The 17,209-nt window shown below is 63.9% G+C and carries 16 protein-coding genes; 6 read left to right on the plus strand and 10 right to left on the minus strand.

Annotation, left to right across the window (positions count from 1 at the left end; all coding sequences use genetic code 11):
* Window positions 1–13: 13 nt before the first annotated feature.
* From LB565_RS22650 to LB565_RS22665, 4 genes are all read right to left on the minus strand, one after another.
* Window positions 14–703 (minus strand): GntR family transcriptional regulator, encoded by a 690-nt coding sequence (locus tag LB565_RS22650; RefSeq protein WP_224587958.1) that lies wholly within the window; start codon window positions 701–703, stop codon window positions 14–16.
* A gap of 158 nt (window positions 704–861) precedes the next feature.
* Entirely contained in the window at window positions 862–2,010 is a 1,149-nt protein-coding gene (locus LB565_RS22655; protein ID WP_224587961.1) for an efflux RND transporter periplasmic adaptor subunit, read from the minus strand.
* A 14-nt stretch (window positions 2,011–2,024) separates the two neighbouring features.
* Window positions 2,025–5,222, minus strand: coding sequence for an efflux RND transporter permease subunit (locus tag LB565_RS22660; protein WP_224587963.1), 3,198 nt, complete (start codon window positions 5,220–5,222; stop codon window positions 2,025–2,027).
* Complete coding sequence (locus LB565_RS22665) at window positions 5,216–5,452, minus strand: hypothetical protein (RefSeq protein ID WP_224587964.1); 237 nt, start codon at window positions 5,450–5,452, stop codon at window positions 5,216–5,218. Before LB565_RS22665 ends, LB565_RS22660 begins: the two co-directional genes overlap by 7 nt.
* 250 nt (window positions 5,453–5,702) lie before the next feature.
* Here LB565_RS22665 and LB565_RS22670 point away from each other — a divergent pair, with 250 nt between their 5' ends.
* Both LB565_RS22670 and LB565_RS22675 read left to right on the plus strand, forming a co-directional pair.
* Window positions 5,703–6,284, plus strand: a complete 582-nt coding sequence (locus LB565_RS22670) for a TetR/AcrR family transcriptional regulator (RefSeq protein ID WP_140544202.1) — start codon at window positions 5,703–5,705, stop codon at window positions 6,282–6,284.
* 54 nt (window positions 6,285–6,338) lie between these two features.
* Complete coding sequence (locus LB565_RS22675) at window positions 6,339–7,127, plus strand: class I SAM-dependent methyltransferase (protein ID WP_224587966.1); 789 nt, start codon at window positions 6,339–6,341, stop codon at window positions 7,125–7,127.
* Between the two features lie 276 nt (window positions 7,128–7,403).
* Here the strand turns inward: LB565_RS22675 and LB565_RS22680 are convergent, their stop codons facing one another.
* From LB565_RS22680 to LB565_RS22705, 6 genes are all read right to left on the minus strand, one after another.
* The gene (locus tag LB565_RS22680; protein WP_224587968.1) at window positions 7,404–8,426 is read right to left on the minus strand and encodes a LacI family DNA-binding transcriptional regulator; all 1,023 of its coding nucleotides are present in this window, start codon (window positions 8,424–8,426) and stop codon (window positions 7,404–7,406) included.
* A gap of 68 nt (window positions 8,427–8,494) precedes the next feature.
* Window positions 8,495–9,289, minus strand: a complete 795-nt coding sequence (locus LB565_RS22685) for an ATP-binding cassette domain-containing protein (RefSeq protein ID WP_224587970.1) — start codon at window positions 9,287–9,289, stop codon at window positions 8,495–8,497.
* Between the two features lie 4 nt (window positions 9,290–9,293).
* Window positions 9,294–10,280 carry an ABC transporter permease gene (locus LB565_RS22690; protein ID WP_224587971.1) on the minus strand — a complete coding sequence of 329 codons (987 nt, stop codon included), beginning with the start codon at window positions 10,278–10,280 and terminating at the stop codon, window positions 9,294–9,296.
* Between the two features lie 106 nt (window positions 10,281–10,386).
* On the minus strand, window positions 10,387–11,319 hold the full coding sequence (locus tag LB565_RS22695) for a substrate-binding domain-containing protein (RefSeq protein WP_140844574.1): 933 nt from the start codon (window positions 11,317–11,319) through the stop codon (window positions 10,387–10,389).
* Between the two features lie 268 nt (window positions 11,320–11,587).
* Complete coding sequence (locus LB565_RS22700) at window positions 11,588–12,745, minus strand: fumarylacetoacetate hydrolase family protein (protein WP_224587976.1); 1,158 nt, start codon at window positions 12,743–12,745, stop codon at window positions 11,588–11,590.
* Window positions 12,742–12,993 carry a hypothetical protein gene (locus LB565_RS22705; protein ID WP_224588041.1) on the minus strand — a complete coding sequence of 84 codons (252 nt, stop codon included), beginning with the start codon at window positions 12,991–12,993 and terminating at the stop codon, window positions 12,742–12,744. The genes LB565_RS22700 and LB565_RS22705 overlap by 4 nt, the downstream gene beginning before the upstream one ends.
* On the opposite strand from LB565_RS22705, the gene LB565_RS22710 reads away from it, so the two are divergent.
* From LB565_RS22710 to LB565_RS22725, 4 genes are all read left to right on the plus strand, one after another.
* The gene (locus LB565_RS22710; protein ID WP_263488602.1) at window positions 12,983–14,227 is read left to right on the plus strand and encodes an NAD(P)/FAD-dependent oxidoreductase; all 1,245 of its coding nucleotides are present in this window, start codon (window positions 12,983–12,985) and stop codon (window positions 14,225–14,227) included. The genes LB565_RS22705 and LB565_RS22710 overlap by 11 nt on opposite strands.
* 103 nt (window positions 14,228–14,330) lie before the next feature.
* Entirely contained in the window at window positions 14,331–15,218 is an 888-nt protein-coding gene (locus LB565_RS22715) for an ABC transporter permease (protein ID WP_224587978.1), read from the plus strand.
* Window positions 15,215–16,033 (plus strand): ABC transporter permease, encoded by an 819-nt coding sequence (locus tag LB565_RS22720; RefSeq protein WP_224587980.1) that lies wholly within the window; start codon window positions 15,215–15,217, stop codon window positions 16,031–16,033. The genes LB565_RS22715 and LB565_RS22720 overlap by 4 nt, the downstream gene beginning before the upstream one ends.
* 27 nt (window positions 16,034–16,060) lie before the next feature.
* Window positions 16,061–17,131 (plus strand): ABC transporter substrate-binding protein, encoded by a 1,071-nt coding sequence (locus LB565_RS22725; protein ID WP_224587982.1) that lies wholly within the window; start codon window positions 16,061–16,063, stop codon window positions 17,129–17,131.
* Window positions 17,132–17,209 lie beyond the last annotated feature (78 nt).

Raw genomic sequence — 17,209 nt, forward strand, 5'->3', positions numbered from 1 at the left:
TGTCCCTTGCGTGTCAGTTCTTCGACGTGCGCTTTTCGAGTCCGCGTGCATAGGCAAGAAGCTCTTCGAAATCGACGTCGATATGCTCGCGCGCATGGTGCTGGGCAGCTCGCATGTCCGCGCCTTTGAGCAGCGCCACATAGGTCTCGTGCACGCCTTCGGCCGGAACCGGCTCGTTGAGCGCCCGCTGATGCAGGGCGAAATACATCTGCAGCCGGCTGGTCAGCCGCTGCCAGGTTTCGAGCAGCACCGAATTGTCGGCCCACTCGTAGATCAGCCCATGCAGTTGCAGCGCAGTCTCGATCTGGCGCGTGGTATCGACGGCGCGCGTCGCCTGCTTCACCGCCTCGTGGCGGCGATCGAGCTCGTCGAAGAAGCGCTGGTCGCGCTGCGGCCAGGCGAGTTCGATGGCGAATTCATCGAGCACCTTGTTGAGCGAATAGGCGTCGATGATGTCCTTGGCGGTGACGTCGATGACGAAGGTCCCGGCATAAGGAATGCTGGTCAGGATGCCTTCCTGCACCAGCTCGCGCATCGCCTCGCGCAGCGGCGCGCGGCTCACCCGCATCTGCTCGGAAATCCTGAGCTCGTTGAGCTTCTGCCCCGGCTCCAGCTGTCCGGTCAGGATGGCGCGCCTCAGCAGGGCGACGATCTCCGCCCTGCGTGTCGTATCCGCGATCGGACCGAAATCCAGCTTTGCCATGCGTTCCACTCCGGATGAACAGCTGCAAGACAAGCAGATTGTCGACAATCCAGCAAGAGGGCGGCGGGCCCGATTTTTTTGGACAGCGCCGCATAACGAAACGGCGCCCTCGACGTGGGTATCGAGGGCGCCGTCGGACCGGAAACTGATGGGGGTTATCAGCTGGCCGGTTTCGGTTGCGGCAAGGGAGAAACCGGCATTCCGGGTCCGATCTTCTGCAAATTGCCCGTGATCACCTGGTCGGTCTCGGAGATGCCGGAGGTCACGGAAATCAGGTCGCCGTCGGTAGGCCCAAGCGACACCAGCTTCTGGTCGACGGTGTTGCCCTTGCCGATGACATAGAGATATTTGCCGAGCTGGCTGGAGCCCAGCGCCACCTGCGGCACCATCAGCGTGTTGGGCTGTTCCTTCACATGCAGCCGCACCCGCACATACTGTCCGGGCAGCAGCGTGAACTTGGCATTGCCGATCGTGGCGCGCGCGGTGATCGTGCCGGTCGAATGGTCGATCGTGTTGTCGATGAAAGTCAGCTCGCCCTTCTGGCTGGGCTGGGTCTCGCCGGGCAACAGCACGTCGACGGCGATCGGGCCGTTGGCCTTCGCCTGCTCGATCTGCACGAGGTCGGTCTCGCTCGGATTGAAGGTCACATAGATCGGATCGAGCTGCACCAGCGTGTTGAGCACCGTGCCGGCGACGCTGACCAGCGTGCCGACCGAAGCCTGGTTGCGGCCGATGCGGCCGGAGAAGGGCGCCTTGATCTCGGCATAGCCGAGGTTGAGCTCGGCCGTCCGCACCGCCGCCTGGTCGACGGCAAGGGCGGCCTGGGCCGTGCGCAGATTGCTGGTGCGCTGGTCGAAGCTGTCCTTGTCGAGATAGCCGGCCTTGGCAAGGTCGGTGCCGCGGCCGAGATTGGACTTTGCATATTCGAGCGTCGCGGTATCCCGCTGCACCTGCGCCTTCGCCTGGTCGAGCGCGGCCTGATAGTCGTCGGGGGCGATACGGTAGAGCAGGTCGCCCTTCTTGACGTCGCTGCCGTCGGCCGCCGTCTGCTCCTGCAGATAGCCCGGCACGCGCGCCTGCAGCGTGATGCTGCGGATCGGTTCCACCCGCGCCGCATAGTCGAGATAGATCGGCAGCGTCTTCTTCACGACATTCACCACTGGCACCGGCATGACGAAGGCCGCCGGCGCTGGCGCAGCACCCGCTGCGCCGCCGCTCAAATTGCCCATGTCGAGAAAGTGCACGCTGGCCACCGAGATCGCGCCCAGCGCGACGGCCGTACCCAAGGCGATTTTCCATCTACGCATTTTGATCTCCAATCTTATTCAGCCGCCTGGGCGAGCGGTTGAAGCGCCGGCTCGGCGGTCGGTTCAATGTCGTCTTGCTGAGGCGCATCGTCGTGCGCCTTGGCAGGTTCCTTTTCGCCGCGTTCGCGCAACTGCTCGATGACGGCGTAGAAGACAGGCACGAAGACCAGCGACAGGATGGTCGCCGCCACCATGCCGCCGAAGACGGTGGTGCCGATCGATTGCCGGCTGGCCGCGCCCGCGCCCGTTGCGAACATCAGCGGCAGCACGCCGAGGATGAAGGCGAAGGCGGTCATCAGGATCGGCCGCAGCCTCAGCCTTGCGGCTTCCATCGCCGCCTCGACGATGGTCAAGCCTTCCTCGCGCCGGCGTCTGGCGAACTCGACGATCAGGATCGCGTTCTTCGCCGCCAGGCCGATCAGCATGACGAAGCCGATCTGCGAGTAGACGTCGATCTGCATGCCGCGCAGCAACAGCACTATGAAAGCGCCGAACAAAGCGAGCGGCACGGCAAGCAGCACCATGAAGGGCATCGCCCAGCTTTCATACTGCGCCGCCAGGATCAGGAAGACGAAGACGATCGCCAGCCCGAAGACGACCGACGCGATCGATCCGGCCTTGAGCTCCTGATAGGTGATGCCGGTCCATTCATAGCCGAAGTCGCGCGGCAGCACATTCGCTGCCGCCCGCTCCATGGCCGCCACCGCCTGTCCGGACGAGAAGCCGGGGGCAGCACCGCCATTGATAAGGGCAGAGGCGTTGTTGTTGTAATGCGGCACGGTCTCCGGTCCGACGATCGGCACCAGCTTGCCCAGCGTGCTCAGCGGCACCATGCCGCCCGACGCATTGCGCACATAGAGCCTTGAGATGTCGGTCGCGTCGGCACGCGCATCCTTGTCGGCCTGAATGGTCACGCGGAAGGTGCGGCCGAACAGGTTGAAGTCGTTGACATAGAGCGAGCCGAGATAGATCTGCAGCGTGTTGAAGACGTCCGGCAGGTTGAGGCCGAGCAGCTTCGCCTTGCTGCGGTCGAGGTCGTAGTTGAACTGCGGTGTCGAGGTCGAGAAGGACGAGAACAACTGCTGCGGGTTGAGCTCCGGCTGCTTGCGCGCCTCGGCGATCAGCGCCTGCGTGACGTCGTTCAGCGCAGCGCTGCCGCGACCGGACAGGTCCTCGACCTGGAACTCGAAACCACCGGTAGTGCCTATCCCCGGGATCGATGGCGGGTCGAACGAGAGCGCGAACGCATCTGGCATCTGCAACAGCTTGCCGCGCACCTGCTCGACCAGTTTCGACGCGCTCTGGTCAGGTCCGCGTTCGTCCCAAGGCTTCAGAATGGCGAACTCGACGGCCGAGTTCGACTGCGCGGCGCTGGTCAGGAAGTTCAGGCCGCTGATCGAGCCGACAATGTCGACGCCGGGCGTGTTCTGCAGGATGTCGCGCGCTTTCTGCGCCACCGCGTCGGTGCGTTCGAGCGACGCGCCGTCGGGCAACTGGATGACCACGAAGAAATAGCCCTGGTCCTCGACCGGCAGGAAGGTCGAGGGTAGTTTCTGCCAGACGAAATAGGTGGCGACGAGGCCGGCCGCGAACAGGCCAAGCATGATCCAGCGCAGCTTGATCAGAATGCGCACGCCATGGGCATAGGCATGTGACAGCCAGTCGAAGCCGGCGTTGAACCAGCGGAACAGCACGAACTGGGTCTCGCCGCGATGCCGCAGGAACGCGGCGCTCAGCGCAGGCGACAGCGTCAGCGAGTTGAAGGCGGAGATGCCGACGGAGATCGCGACGGTCAACGCGAACTGGTTGTAGAGCCGGCCCGAGACGCCCGGGATGAAAGCGACGGGAACGAACACCGCCATCAGCACCGCCGTGGTGGCGATGATCGGCCCGGTCACCTCGGCCATCGCCGCGCGCGTAGCGGCCAGCGGCTTGAGTCCTGCCTCGAGCTGACGTTCGACATTCTCGACCACGACAATCGCGTCGTCGACGACAAGGCCGATCGCCAGCACCATGCCGAGCAGCGAGAGCATGTTGAGCGAGAAGCCCAGCATGTACATCACCGCCAGCGTCGCGATCAGCGAGACGGGAATGGCGATGGTCGGGATGATGGTGGTGCGCCAGCTCTGGAGGAAGATGAACACCACCGCCACCACCAGCACCAGCGCTTCGCCGAGCGTAATCAGCACGTCGTGCATCGAGGCCGACACGAAACGCGTCGTGTCGTAATGCATGGCATAGCTGACGCCCTTCGGGAAGCGCTTCGACAGCTCCTGCATCTTGTCCTTGACCCGCTGCTGCAGGTCGAGCGCGTTGGAGCCGGGCATCTGGTAGACGGCCAAAACCACGGTCGGGTCCTTGCCGAAGAAGGCGGAGGACGAATATTGCAGCGCGCCGAGTTCGATGCGGGCGACGTCGCGCAGCCGCACAAGCGAGCCGTTCTGCGAATTGGCGCGCACGACGATGTCGCCGAATTCCTTCGGGTCGCTGAGGCGGCCCACCGCATTGACCTGCATCTCGAAGGCGGTGCCGGCAGGCGCCGGCGACTGGCCGATCTTGCCCGCTGCCACTTGCACGTTCTGCTCGGAGATCGCGTTCTGCACGTCGACGGCGGTGATGCCGAGATTGGCCAATTTGTCCGGATCGAGCCAAACGCGCATCGAATAGCGGCGCTCGCCGAAAATCTGCACGTCGCCGACGCCGGGCAGGCGCTTCAGCGGATCGACCACCTGCAGATAGGCGAGATTGCTCAGCGCCACCGGATCGACCGAACCGTCGGGCGAGGTCAGGTCGACGATCAGCACGAAATTGGGGTTCTGCTTCTTGATCGTGACGCCGCCCTGGTTGACGATAGCCGGCAGGGAGGATGCCGCTTGGCTGACGCGATTCTGCACGTCGACCGCCGCCGTGCTCAGCGGATAGCCGACATCGAAGGTGATGGTGATTGTCGAAGAGCCGTCATTGGAGCTCGTCGACGACATGTAGGTCATGCCCTGCACGCCGTTGATCTGCTGCTCGAGCGGCGTGGTGACCGTATCGGCAACGACCTGCGCGCTGGCGCCCGGATAGTGGGCGCTGACCACGACCTGCGGCGGCGTGATGTCGGGGAACTGCGAGACCGGCAACAGGAAATAGGCGATCGCGCCGGCGAGGACCATGATGATGGCGATCGCCGACGCGAAGATCGGGCGGTGGATGAAGAAGTTCACCATGATGCGGACGCCTCGCCGAACGGGTTTGCGAAATGGCGCAGGCGCCGGGCCAGGCCGGAGCCGGAATCCTGCAGGAAGGATGGCGGGATATTGCCCGGCGTCCGGTCAGCCGCGCGCTGGCGCAGCATCCGTTCGAAGGCTTTGGGGTCGATCCCGTCCGCCTTCATCACCAGCCGGATCATCGGATCCCGGATGGCTTCGTCGATCGTCAGGTCTTTGCGCTTTTGCATAGGAGTGGCTCCTTGCTCGGCCCCCATCGCTTGATCACGGACCGCTTTTCTCGTTCTTCACCGGCCGAAGCCGCATGACAGGCAGGTTTTGCGTCCCATCTCACTCTGGCAGGGCTATCGGAGGGCCTTGTCGTTTGACGGCGAGTGATATAGGTGTTACCAGTAAGTAACATGCTGGAAGTTACAGACCGGTAACACCCTAGTCAAGAGGTGGCGACGGTTTTTTTGGAAACGACGAAAGGAGAGCATGATGACTGACGGCGTTGCGGAGCGTTCCCGTCCCCGGGACCGAATCCTGGAGACGGCGCAGGACATGTTCCACAAGCACGGCATCAAGGGTGTGGGCGTCGACGCCATCACCGAGGCTGCCGGCACCAACAAGATGACGCTTTACCGTCACTTCGAGTCCAAGGACGAATTGATCGTCGAATGCCTGCGCGCAACGGCGGCGAAGGCTTCGAGAATCTGGGACGAATTCGAGGCCAAGCATCCCGGCGACAAGCTCGCCCAGCTGCACGCTTGGGTCCAAAAGGCTTCGGAGCTGCTGAGCGCCGATAGCCGCGGCTGCGATATGGCCAATGCCGCCGTCGAGCTCACCGAGACCGATCACCCGGCAAGACGCGTCATCAAGGAACTGAAGGAAGCCCAGCGCGAAAAGCTTGTTGCGCTTTGTCGCGATGCCGGCATCGGCCAGGCCGAGCTTCTTGCCGACACGCTGTCGCTGCTGCTCGAAGGCGCGCGCGTCTCGATGCAGAGCGTCGGCGCCGAAGGCCCGAGCGCGCAATTCGTGCGCATGGCCGAAAGCCTGATTGCTTCGTTCCGGGCGCGCTGATCTCTTCGCCTCGTCCTGAATCTGTTATGCTGTTCCTGAAACGGGCGCTAGACGATGGGTCAGGCAAGTTTTCCGGAGATGTATGAGCGCTGGCTCGTGGGTCCTCTCTTCCGCCCCTGGGCCGAAGTGACCTTCGAAGAACTGAAGCTGTCTCCAGGCCATCGTGTGTTGGACATCGCCTGCGGCACGGGAATAGTTGCCCGGGTTGCCAGGGAACGGCTCGGTGCCGCCGGATATGTCCTCGGCATCGACATCAACGCAGATATGCTTGCTGTCGCGCGCACCGTGGCGCCGGATATCGATTGGCGCGTCGGTAACGCCGGTGCACTGCCGCTCGGTGACAGAGAGCAGTTCGACGTGATCGTCTGCCAGCAGGGGCTGCAGTTCTTTCCCGACAAGTCCGCTGCGGCGGCGGAGATGCGGCGAGCGCTGGCGCAGGGCGGCCGGCTGGCCGTTGCCACGTGGCACCCCGATGATGAAATCCCCTTCTTTCGGGATCTTCGCCGCGTCGCCGAGCGCCTCCTCGGTCCAGTGGTGGACCTGCGCCACAGCTTTGGGAATGCGGCGCTGATCGAGGTGCTGCTCCGGGACGCCGGTTTCCACGACGTCCGATCAAGGACAATATCGCGCAGGATACGCTTTGAGGACGGGGCGCCTCTCCTGCGGTTGAACACGATGGCCCTGGTTGGCATGAGCGCCGCCGGCAAGGCAATGGCCGATCAGGAACGCAAGCACGTCGTGGAGGATATCATGAGCGGGAGCGCGCCCGTGCTGCAGTCTTATGCGGATGGATCGGGAGTCGCTTTCGAACTCAGCTCCAATCTGGTGACGGCAAAAGGCTAGGCGCGTATCTGGTCAGCATTAGGTAGCTTCGCCTCCGCCTTTGGCACGCAAAGAAAAAGCCCGCTGCCGGGAGGAGGTGGCAGCGGGCTCGATTTCGAATACGGCACGGGAGGAGGAGTACCGCACTCAGCGTCGGCATCACATCTGGGAGGAGGAGACGGCCGACGCCCAGATAAATACGAGGTGCCTAACGATTCGGCAATTGCGAAACCTGCATAGCTGCTGTGCAGAATTGCGGGATCAATCGTCAGACAAATAAGCGAGCAGCCGCCCGCGCTACTGCACCGGCACGTTTTCCTTGAAGATCAGCCGCGGCTCGATGAATTTCTTGGTCAGGTACGGCGCCGACGAGGCGATGGAGCCGAGCAGGCGGATCACCGACTGCTCGGCGATCAGCCGCGCATTCTGGTCGATGACAACGTCGGCGAGATCGTCGACGAGATAGCGGCGCGTTTCCTTGGTCAGGTCGTGGCAGATGAAGACCGGCTTCTTGCGCGGTTTGACCTCGAGCAAGGCCTTGGCCACGCCGGACCGTCCGGCGCCGACGCAATAGATGCCGAGCAACTCCGGTTCGTTGTGCAGCGCCTTGACGGTCGCGCGGTAGCTGGCATCCGGGTCGTCATTGCTCTCGGCGGCGCTTGAGACCGTGAGGTTGGGAAACTCTTCGCTCAGCACCGAACGAAAACCCATCTCGCGCTCCTCGTGGCCGCGATAGGAGCGCGAGCCGACCACCATCGCCAGATGCCCGGTGCGGCCGCCGAGGAAGCGGCCCATCAGCAGCGCCGCGGTGCGACCCGCCACCCGGTTGTCGATGCCGACATAGGCCGAGCGGGGTGCCGCCGGCACATCGGAAATCAGCGCGACCAGCCTGATCCCGGCATCGACCAACTCGCGCAGGATGTTGCGCGTGCGCGGATGATCGACGGCGATGACACCGACGCCATTGGCCTTGAGCGACAGGTTCTCCACAGCACTCTGCAGCGCACCCGGCGAAATGCCGGCAAGGTTGTGGATGCGGCAGGAGGCGACCAGGGGCAGGCGCTGGGCATAATCCTCGATGTGATGGGCGAGATCGGCCATGAAGGCGTTGGAGCCGATCGGCAGGAAGAATTCGAGATGCGCCGGCTTCGACGGCAGCACGACCTGGTCGAGCGTCGGCAGATAGCCGAGCTGCTTGGCCGCTTCCAGCACGCGCTGCCGATTGGCCGCGCTTGCGCCTGGGCGGTTGTTGAGCACCCGGTCGACCGTCGCGGTCGACAGGCCGCAGCTCCGGGCGATGTCGGCTACGGTGGCTTTCATGGGTCCAGTCATAGGCGCCGATGCAATCCTGTGCCAGCGGCGGGCGTGAAGCGGCTTCCGGTCAGCCCTCAGCCATGCTGCTGCGGGCCGTCGGAAATCGCGTCGCGGATTTCCTTGTCCGACATGCCGGTGATGACGCGCTCGACCTCGGCGACCGTTGTCTTTTTCGGATCGATGTCGTCGGCCACCACCTTGCCTCGGCGCATCACCACGATGCGGTCGACCACCTGGAAGACGTGATGGATGTTATGCGCGATGAAGATGCAGGAATGGCCGGAATCGCGGGCGCTGCGCACGAAGCTCAAGACCCCTTGCGTCTCGGCGACGCCGAGATTGTTGGTCGGTTCGTCGAGGATGATGAGATCGCTGTCGAAATGCATGGCGCGCGCGATCGCCACAGCCTGCCGCTCGCCGCCCGACAGCGAGCCGATCGCTGTCGTCGGCGGGATGTTCTTGGTGATGCCGACCTGCCTGAGCAGGTCGCGCGCCACCGCGTTCATCGCGTCCTGGTCCATGCGGTTCAGGAAGCGCGGCGCTTTGATCGGCTCGCGTCCGAGGAACAGGTTGCGCGCGATCGACAGCTGAGTGACCAGAGCCGAATCCTGGTAGATCGTCTCGATGCCGTGGGCGATGGCGTCGCTGGTGCTGCGCAGTGTGACCTTCTTGCCGCGGATGAAGATGTCGCCGCTGGTCAGCGGCACGGCGCCCGACAGCACCTTGATCAGCGTCGATTTGCCGGCGCCGTTGTCGCCCAGCAGGCCGACGATCTCCTTTTCATTGACATGGAAATTGGCGTCCACCAGCGCCTGCACGCGCCCGTAGGACTTGCGGATATTTTCCATGCGGATGAGCGGTTCGGCCATGGTTCTAAGTCCCCGCCTGGTGCCGGCGTTCCAGCCATGAATGCAGCGCCATCATGCCGAGGATGATCGCGCCGATGAAGATATTGTAGGCGAGCCCCGGCACGCCGATCAGCACGATGCCGTTGCGCATCACGCGCAGGATCAGGATGCCGAGCACCGTGCCGATGATGGTGCCGCGCCCGCCGGTCAGCGCCGTGCCGCCGATCACCACCATGGCGATGACCTCGAGCTCGTAGCCCGTGCCGCTGTTGGGATTGGCCGCGGAGGTGCGCAGCGACGAGATCACGCCGGCGAGCGAGGCCATCACCGCCGACAGGATGAACAGGCCGACCTTGACGCGGCTGACGTTGACGCCGCGCGCGCGGGCCGCGTTCGGATTGCCGCCGGCCGCCTGGATCCAGTTTCCGGTGCGGCTCTGCGTCAGCACATAGCCCAGCACGATCGCAGCGCCGATGAACCAGAACAGCGATGCATAGATGCGGAACGGTCCGACATAGAAATCGCCGACCAGGATGTTCGCCAGCCAGCTGCCTTCCGCGCTCCAGGTGCGCTGCGGGAAACCGTCGGTGATGAACAGCGCCGAGCCGCGCACGACCAGCAGCATGCCGAGCGTCACCAGGAAGGACGGGATCTTGAGCTGGGTGACAAACCAGCCATTCACCAGCCCGATGAGGGCAGCAACGATCAGCGCGATCAGCAGGCCCACCTCCAGCGAGGTGACGCCGCTGTTAAAGAGCGTCCACATCAGCACCGGCGAGAAGCCGAACAGCGAGCCGACCGAAAGGTCGAATTCGCCCGATGTCATCAGCAAGGTCATTGCCAGTGCGATCAGGCCGAGCTCGACGGTGAAGGCCAGGATGTTGGAGATGTTCTGCGGCGACAGGAAGTCGGGATTGATGCCCCAGAAGACGACGAGCTCGACGATAAGCAGCACCAGCGGACCGAATTCCGCTCGCGCGATGAAACTTTGAACGAAGGAACGGTTTTCCATTGAGCCCGCGGCGTGAATGATTGCTGAAGCCCGCTCCGACCAGACAGGGCTCGACGGTACAGGAAAGCGATCGCGGCCCGAAAGCCGCGACCGCAAATGTCAGGGATTATTTGCCGGACAGGATCTTGTCGTAGACGCCGGCGGTGTCCTTCTCATAGAGCGCTCCAGTGATGACGTTGAAGCCCGGGGGGATGCCGCTGGCGGCCATGTTGGCCAGTGAAAGCGCCACATAGCTGGTCGCCTGCGGGTCCTGCCACTGCCCGGCATTGACATAGCCGTTCAGCACTTCCTGCGTGGTGTCGAGCGAGTTGCCCCAGCCGACGACCGGGATTTCGCCCGGCTTGACGCCGGCTTGGTCGAACACGCGCTTGATCGAGCCGGTGACGAGGTCGCCGAGGCCGATGATGGCCTTCACCTTGCCTTTGTGGGCGGTGAGATAGTCGACCATGCGGTTGATCACTTCAGCCTGGTCGAGCGTCGCTTCGGTCACCTCATAGGTGATGCCGGCCGGTCCGAACACGCTCTTGATGCCTTCTTCTTCCTGCACGCCGTAGGTGGCGCCGGGGACCTCGACCGGCATCCAGACGAAGTCGCCCTTCTTCACCAGGCCTTTGTCGACCAGGTATTGCGCCCAGTGCTTGCCGAAGGTGACGTTGTCACCGCCGACATAGGCGTTGAAGTTGGCCTTCGGATCGGGCGTGTTGAAGTTGATGATCGGAATGTTGGCCGCGCGCGCTTCCTTGACGATCTCGACAAGGCTGCCCGGATCGGGGCTGGTGGTGACGATGCCGTCCGCCTTGGCCGAGATGGCGGCGCGGACAGCCTCCTGCTGCGAGGCCACATCGCCGTTGTGGAAGGACGTATTGACCTTGTTGCCAGTGTCGCTCGCCCATTGCTTGGCGCCGGCCAGGAAGTAGGTCCAGACCGGATCGGCCGGGCCGCCATGCGAAATCCAGTAGAACGTCTTGGCCTCGGCCATCGCCGGAATGGCGATAGCCGCAATCAAGCCAAGCACGAGCAGTCTTAGCCGCGAAAGCATTCGATTTCCTCCCATGTTGAAACTCTCCTCCTGATCGGCGCGATGCGACCTTGGACCGCATCTCCTGCCGGCGCCGACCGGAACGTCTAGAGCATTCTCTTTTTCAGGCGCTGGCAAGCCTCCATCGCAAATGGATGTTGGCACAGGCGCGCGCGCCATCAGCAATCCCATCAGATTGCATCAGCTGCGGTGATATTCGTTGGGCAAGCGGCACCATCGACCATCCGCTGCACGGTGGCCTCCAAGCAACCGCCCTTCTGGTGCGGCGTTAGATCAGACCCGCCTTGGCGAGGTCGCGCATCAGGTGGCTGGCGCCGTAGGTCCAGTGCGGACAGTCGGGTGACAGGCGCACGCGGTTGGTGAGCGCGCCGAGCTTTTCCGACGAGATGGTGACGATGTCGCCGACCTTGTGCGTAAAACCCTTGCCCTTCTCGCCGCGGTCCTTCGAGGGCACGAACATGGTGCCGAGATAGAGTGCCAGCCCATCGGGATATTGGTGATGCGGGCCCATCGCCGCCTTGACCAGTTCCTCCGGCGAGCGGCTGATTTCCGCCATCGAGCTCGCGCCTTCCAGCGAGAAGCCGTCCTCGCCCTCGACGCTGAGCCGCACCGTGGCGCGCTTCACGTCGGCGATGGAGAAGGTTTCGTCGAAGAGGCGGATGAAGGGGCCGAGCGAGGCGGAGGCGTTGTTGTCCTTGGCCTTGCCGAGCAGCAGCGCCGAGCGTCCTTCGACGTCGCGCAGATTGACGTCGTTGCCGAGCGTGGCGCCGACGATGCGGCCCGAACTGTCGGCGATCATGGCGATCTCCGGCTCCGGATTGTTCCAGGTGGAGACTGGATGTAGTCCGACATCGGCGCCGAAGCCGACGGAAGCCATCGGCTGGCATTTGGTGAAGATCTCGGCGTCCGGGCCGATGCCCACTTCGAGATATTGCGACCAGGCGCCGCGCGAGATCAGCTTGGCCTTGATCTCCATCGCTTCCGGCGAGCCGGGCTTGAGCTTCGACAGATCGTGGCCGATCAGCCCGGCGATGTCGGCGCGGATGGCGTCGGCTTTCTCCGCCGAGCCGCGCGCCTGTTCCTCGATGACGCGCTCGAGCAGGCTGACGACAAAGGTGACGCCGGAGGCCTTCACCGCCTGCAGGTCGACGGGCGACAGGAGGATGGGCTTCCCGGCGTCACGCTTGGCCTCGAAGCTGTTCGCCGCTATCTCTTCCAGCGCGCCGATCGCCTTGCCCTTGGCCGAGCGCAGATAATCAGCCGGATCCTTCAACTCGCAAAGATCGCGCACCGTGGGCGCCGCGCTCGAGGTGATGTCGATCACCTCGCCCTCCCGCACCGTCACCACCAACGGATGGGAAGCGGCGCTGGTCTTGGCGCGGCCGACGAAAATTCCATCGGCGGGCAGGCGGGTCGGATCGGTCATGGCATCATTCCTCTCAATTTTTCGCGCGCGGCACTTTTCCCCGATTTCGCGGAAACGTCTATCCCGCCGGCCGCAACATTTATGACCATGGATGTGCTGTCACACAGCCACGGCCGAACTGGCCCATCGAAGCGCTCTTTCAAATATATGAAATGGGCAATAGGATTTTCACGAAGCTTCAGCGCGTAGGTGATCCTCTTGGCCGCAGCCTTTTCCGATCCGATCTGGCGAAAGCCCTTGGCGGCCACCGCGTTCCAGTCTGAGCTTTCGGCCGGCGGCGTGCTTGACGCGGTCATCGTCGGCGGCGGCATCATGGGGCTGTCGACCGCGCTCCATGCAGCGCGCGCAGGCCTTTCCGTTCAGGTGCTGGATGCCGGCGCGATCGGGCAAGGCGCTTCGGGCCTCAATGGCGGCCAGGTCATTCCCGGCCTCAAATACGATCCGGAGTGGCTGATCGAACACTTCGGCAAGGAGCGCGGCGAAGCCCTGGTCGCGTTCGCCGCCTCGACGGCCGATGCCGTGTTCGACGTGATCCGCGACGAGAAGCTGGCGGTGCCGTTCACGCGCAACGGCTGGATCCAGGCCGCGCACACCGAGACCGCACTGAAGGCAGCGGCGAACCGGGATCGCCAATGGCGCTCGCGGGGCGCCGACGTCAAATTGCTCGACCAGGCCGAGATCGCGGCGATGACCGGCGCCAAGGGCTATCTCGGCGGCTGGCTGGACCGCCGGGCAGGGGTCATCGATCCGCTGTCCTACACGCTCGAGCTCGCCCGCGTCGCCTCGGCCGCCGGCGCCAGAATCGTGGAGCAACAAAGGGTGGTGAAGCTCCGCAACGAAGCCGGCGCCTGGCGAGTCTCGACGCAACGCGGCACTGATTTGCGCGCCAAGGCGGTCGTGCTCGCCACCAACGCCTATACGGACGGACTGCTGCCTGGCCTCGCCCAGACGATCGTGCCGCTGCATTCCTTCCAGATCGCCACCGCGCCGCTGCCGGCCGAGCTTGCCGCAAGCATCCTGCCGGGCGGCCAGGCCGTTTCCGATTCCCGCCGCATCCTCGTCTATTACCGCCGGAGTCCCGATGGCCGGATGGTGCTGGGTGGCCGCGGCCGCATGGCGCTGCCTTCAAGCGCCGCCGACTGGGCGCATTGCGAACGCGCGCTGCTGCGCCTCTATCCGGCGCTTGCCGGCATCGCGATCGAGAAACGCTGGTTCGGCCGCGTGGCGCTGACGCCGGATCACCTGCCGCATCTGCATGAGCCGGAAAAGGGTCTGCTCGCGGTCGTCGGCTGTCAGGGCAGGGGCGTCGGGCTGATGAGCGCGCTCGGCAAGCGCATGGCCGATTACCTCGCGACCGGAGACGTCAGCCAATTGCCTTTCCCGCTGTCGCCGATCCGGCCGATCCCGTTCCACGCCTTCCGCCAAGTCGGCGTCGCCGCGGCAATCACCTGGTACCGCATGCTCGACGCGTTCGAGCGTTGACGCCGAATGCGTGCAGCGCACAAGCGAATCTGCTTGACAGTTTCATGAATATGAAAAAGCATCAGACGATTTCAAAAATCCGATGGAGCCGATAGGCACTTCGATGTCGACCATCGCCGCAACACGGCCCTTGCCGGAAAACCGCATCTCGCCGGTCTTCCGTTTCGCCATGCTGCTGCCCGGTGGGCTGGTCACCTTCTTCCTGATCCTGTTCGCGCTCGGCCTGGTGCTCTTCCTCGCCTTCAGGGGAAATGACGGCTCGCTGCTCGGGGTTAGCCTGACGGTCGAAAATTTCGTCACCGTCGCTACCGGTCCGCTCTACTGGACAGTGATGTTGCGCTCGCTGGTTATCGCCGGCCTGGTGACGCTCGCCACCGTCGTTACCGCCTATCCGGTCGCCTATTACCTCGCCTTCCATGCCGGGCGGCGCCGCAACCTGCTGCTCTTCCTGGTCACGCTGCCGTTCTGGACCAGCTATCTTTTGCGCGTCTTCGCCTGGAAGATCGTGCTTGCCTATAATGGCGTGCTGAATTCGGCCTTCATCGAGACCGGCCTCTGGTCGCAGCCGACGCTCGCCTTCCTCAACACGCCGGCCGCGGTGGTGGTGACACTCGCCCACGCCTATGCGCCTTTCGCCATCCTGCCGATCTACGTGGCGCTGGACACGATCCCCAAATCGCTGCTTGAAGCCGCCTCCGATCTTGGCGCGCGACCCTTCACTTCGTTCCGCCGCGTCGTGCTGCCCAACTCAATGCCCGGCGTGCTCGCCGCCGCCCTCGTCGTCTTCGTGCCGACGGTCGGCGACTATGTCACGCCGGCCATGGTCGGCGGTCCGGCCAGCACCATGATCGGCACGCTGATCCAGTCGCAATTCGGCAAGGCCAATGACTGGCCGTTCGGCGCCGCGCTCTCGGTCTGCGTCATGCTGGTCATCCTGTGCGTGGTGCTGGTCGCGCGCGGCGCCGACCGCCGGTTCGGCAGCCGCACATGAGCGCCCGGGCCGACATCAACGCAGGCGGCCGCTGGCTCGGCCTTTATGTGCTTGGCTATCTCGTCTTCCTTTATCTGCCGGTGCTTTTGATACCGCTGTTTTCCTTCAACAATTCCATCCAGGCGGCATTCCCACTGCAGGGTTTTACGCTTGAATGGTACCGCACGCTCTACGGCAATCCGGCGCTCTCCGGCGCCCTGGCCAACAGCCTGGTCATCGGCGTCATCGCCGCCTTCGGCGCGACGCTCTGCGGCATCACCGTTTCCTACATGGATCTCTACGGCCGCTCGCCGGTTGCCGCTACGATCAGCGCCATCGCCCGGCTGCCGATCCTGATCCCCGGCGTCATCGCAGGCATTTCGCTGCTGATCCTGGTCAATCTGATCGGCCTCGGCCCATCGCGCGTTTCCATCGTGCTCGGCCACATCCTAGTCGCGCTGCCGACGACGGTCGTGGTGATGCGCAGCCGCTTCGTTGCCATCCCGAAGACGATCCGCGAGGCGGCGCTCGACCTCGGCGCTTCCGACTGGACGACGTTCCGGCGCGTCATGCTGCCGCTCAGCTTGCCCGCCGTGCTGTCGGCTTTCATGCTCTCCTTCCTGATTTCCTTCGACGAGTTCATCGTCGTCTTTTTCCTTGCCGGCACCGAGCCCACGCTGCCGCTCTACATCTGGAGCCAGCTGCGCTTTCCGCGTTCGCTGCCGACCGTGATGGCGCTCGGCACGGTGATCCTCACTGTCTCCTTCATTATCGCCGGCACAGCCGAAATCCTTCGTCATCGCGGCCTCGGCGCCGCGCGTCGCAATCCAGCCTGAACCACAACAAAGAAGAGGAGAACGAAAATGACAGTCCACCTGAAATCGCTCGCCGGACAAAAAGCCCGGGCCGGCCTTGCCGCACTGGCGCTCGCGCTGTCGTCGACGGCCGCACTTGCCGCCGACAAGTTGCAATATTTCACCTGGTCGGGCTACGAATTGCCCGACTTCAACAAGAGCTTCCTTGCCGCGCATCCGGATGGCGTCGAGGCGACGATCTTCGGCGACGACGACGACGCTTTCACCAAGGTCAAGGCCGGCTTCAGGCCCGACATCGCGCATCCCTGCTACGACAAGGTGGCGCGCTGGAACAAGGAAGGCCTGCTGCAGCCCATCGACACCAAGCGCATCAAGAACTGGGATTCGATCTTCCCGGTGTTCAAGAACCTGCCCGACCTGCAGGCCGGCGACGGCAAGGTGTGGATGGTGCCGTGGGATTGGGGCAACACCTCGATCCTCTACCGCACCGACCTAGTGAAGAACCCCGAGGCGAGCTGGAAACTTCTGTGGGACAAGCAATATGCCGGCCGTATGGCGACCATCGACGCCGTGCACGACACGCCGATCGTCGCGGCCCTCCTGGCGGGTGTGAACCCCTTCGACATGACGCCGGACCAGATGGACAAGGTGGCCGAAAAGCTGCGCGAGCAGCGACCGCTGCTGTCGAGTTACACCACCGACATGACCTCGGTCGAGCAGGCGCTGGCCAGCGGCCAGCTGGTCGCCGCCATGACCTGGAACGCGTCCGCCACCTCGCTCAAGAAGCAGGGCGTGCCGGTCGAGTTCATGAAGCCGAAAGAAGGCATGCTGACTTGGGCTTGCGGCTTCGTCATGCTCAAGGACGCCAAGAATGTCGATCTCGCCTATGACTTCATCAACAGCCGGCTCGATGCCGACTCGGGCAAGTTCCTGATCCAGTCCTATGGCTATGGCAGCTCGCTCTCGACCGCGTTTACCGGGGTATCGAAGGAAGAGCTGGACAAGCTGCAGCTGCCTGCGGATCCGGACGTGATGCTGAAGAGCACCATCTTCACCGGGCCGATGAAGCAGAATGACGATATGGCGAAGATGTTCGAGAAGGTGAAGGCCGGGGGCTGACTAGCTCCCCCTTCTCCCCTTGTGGGAGAAGGTGGATCGGCGCGCAGCGCCGAGACGGATGAGGGGTGATCCAGGGAA

This window comes from Mesorhizobium sp. CA14 (genome assembly GCF_020165195.1).
Lineage (GTDB): Bacteria > Pseudomonadota > Alphaproteobacteria > Rhizobiales > Rhizobiaceae > Mesorhizobium.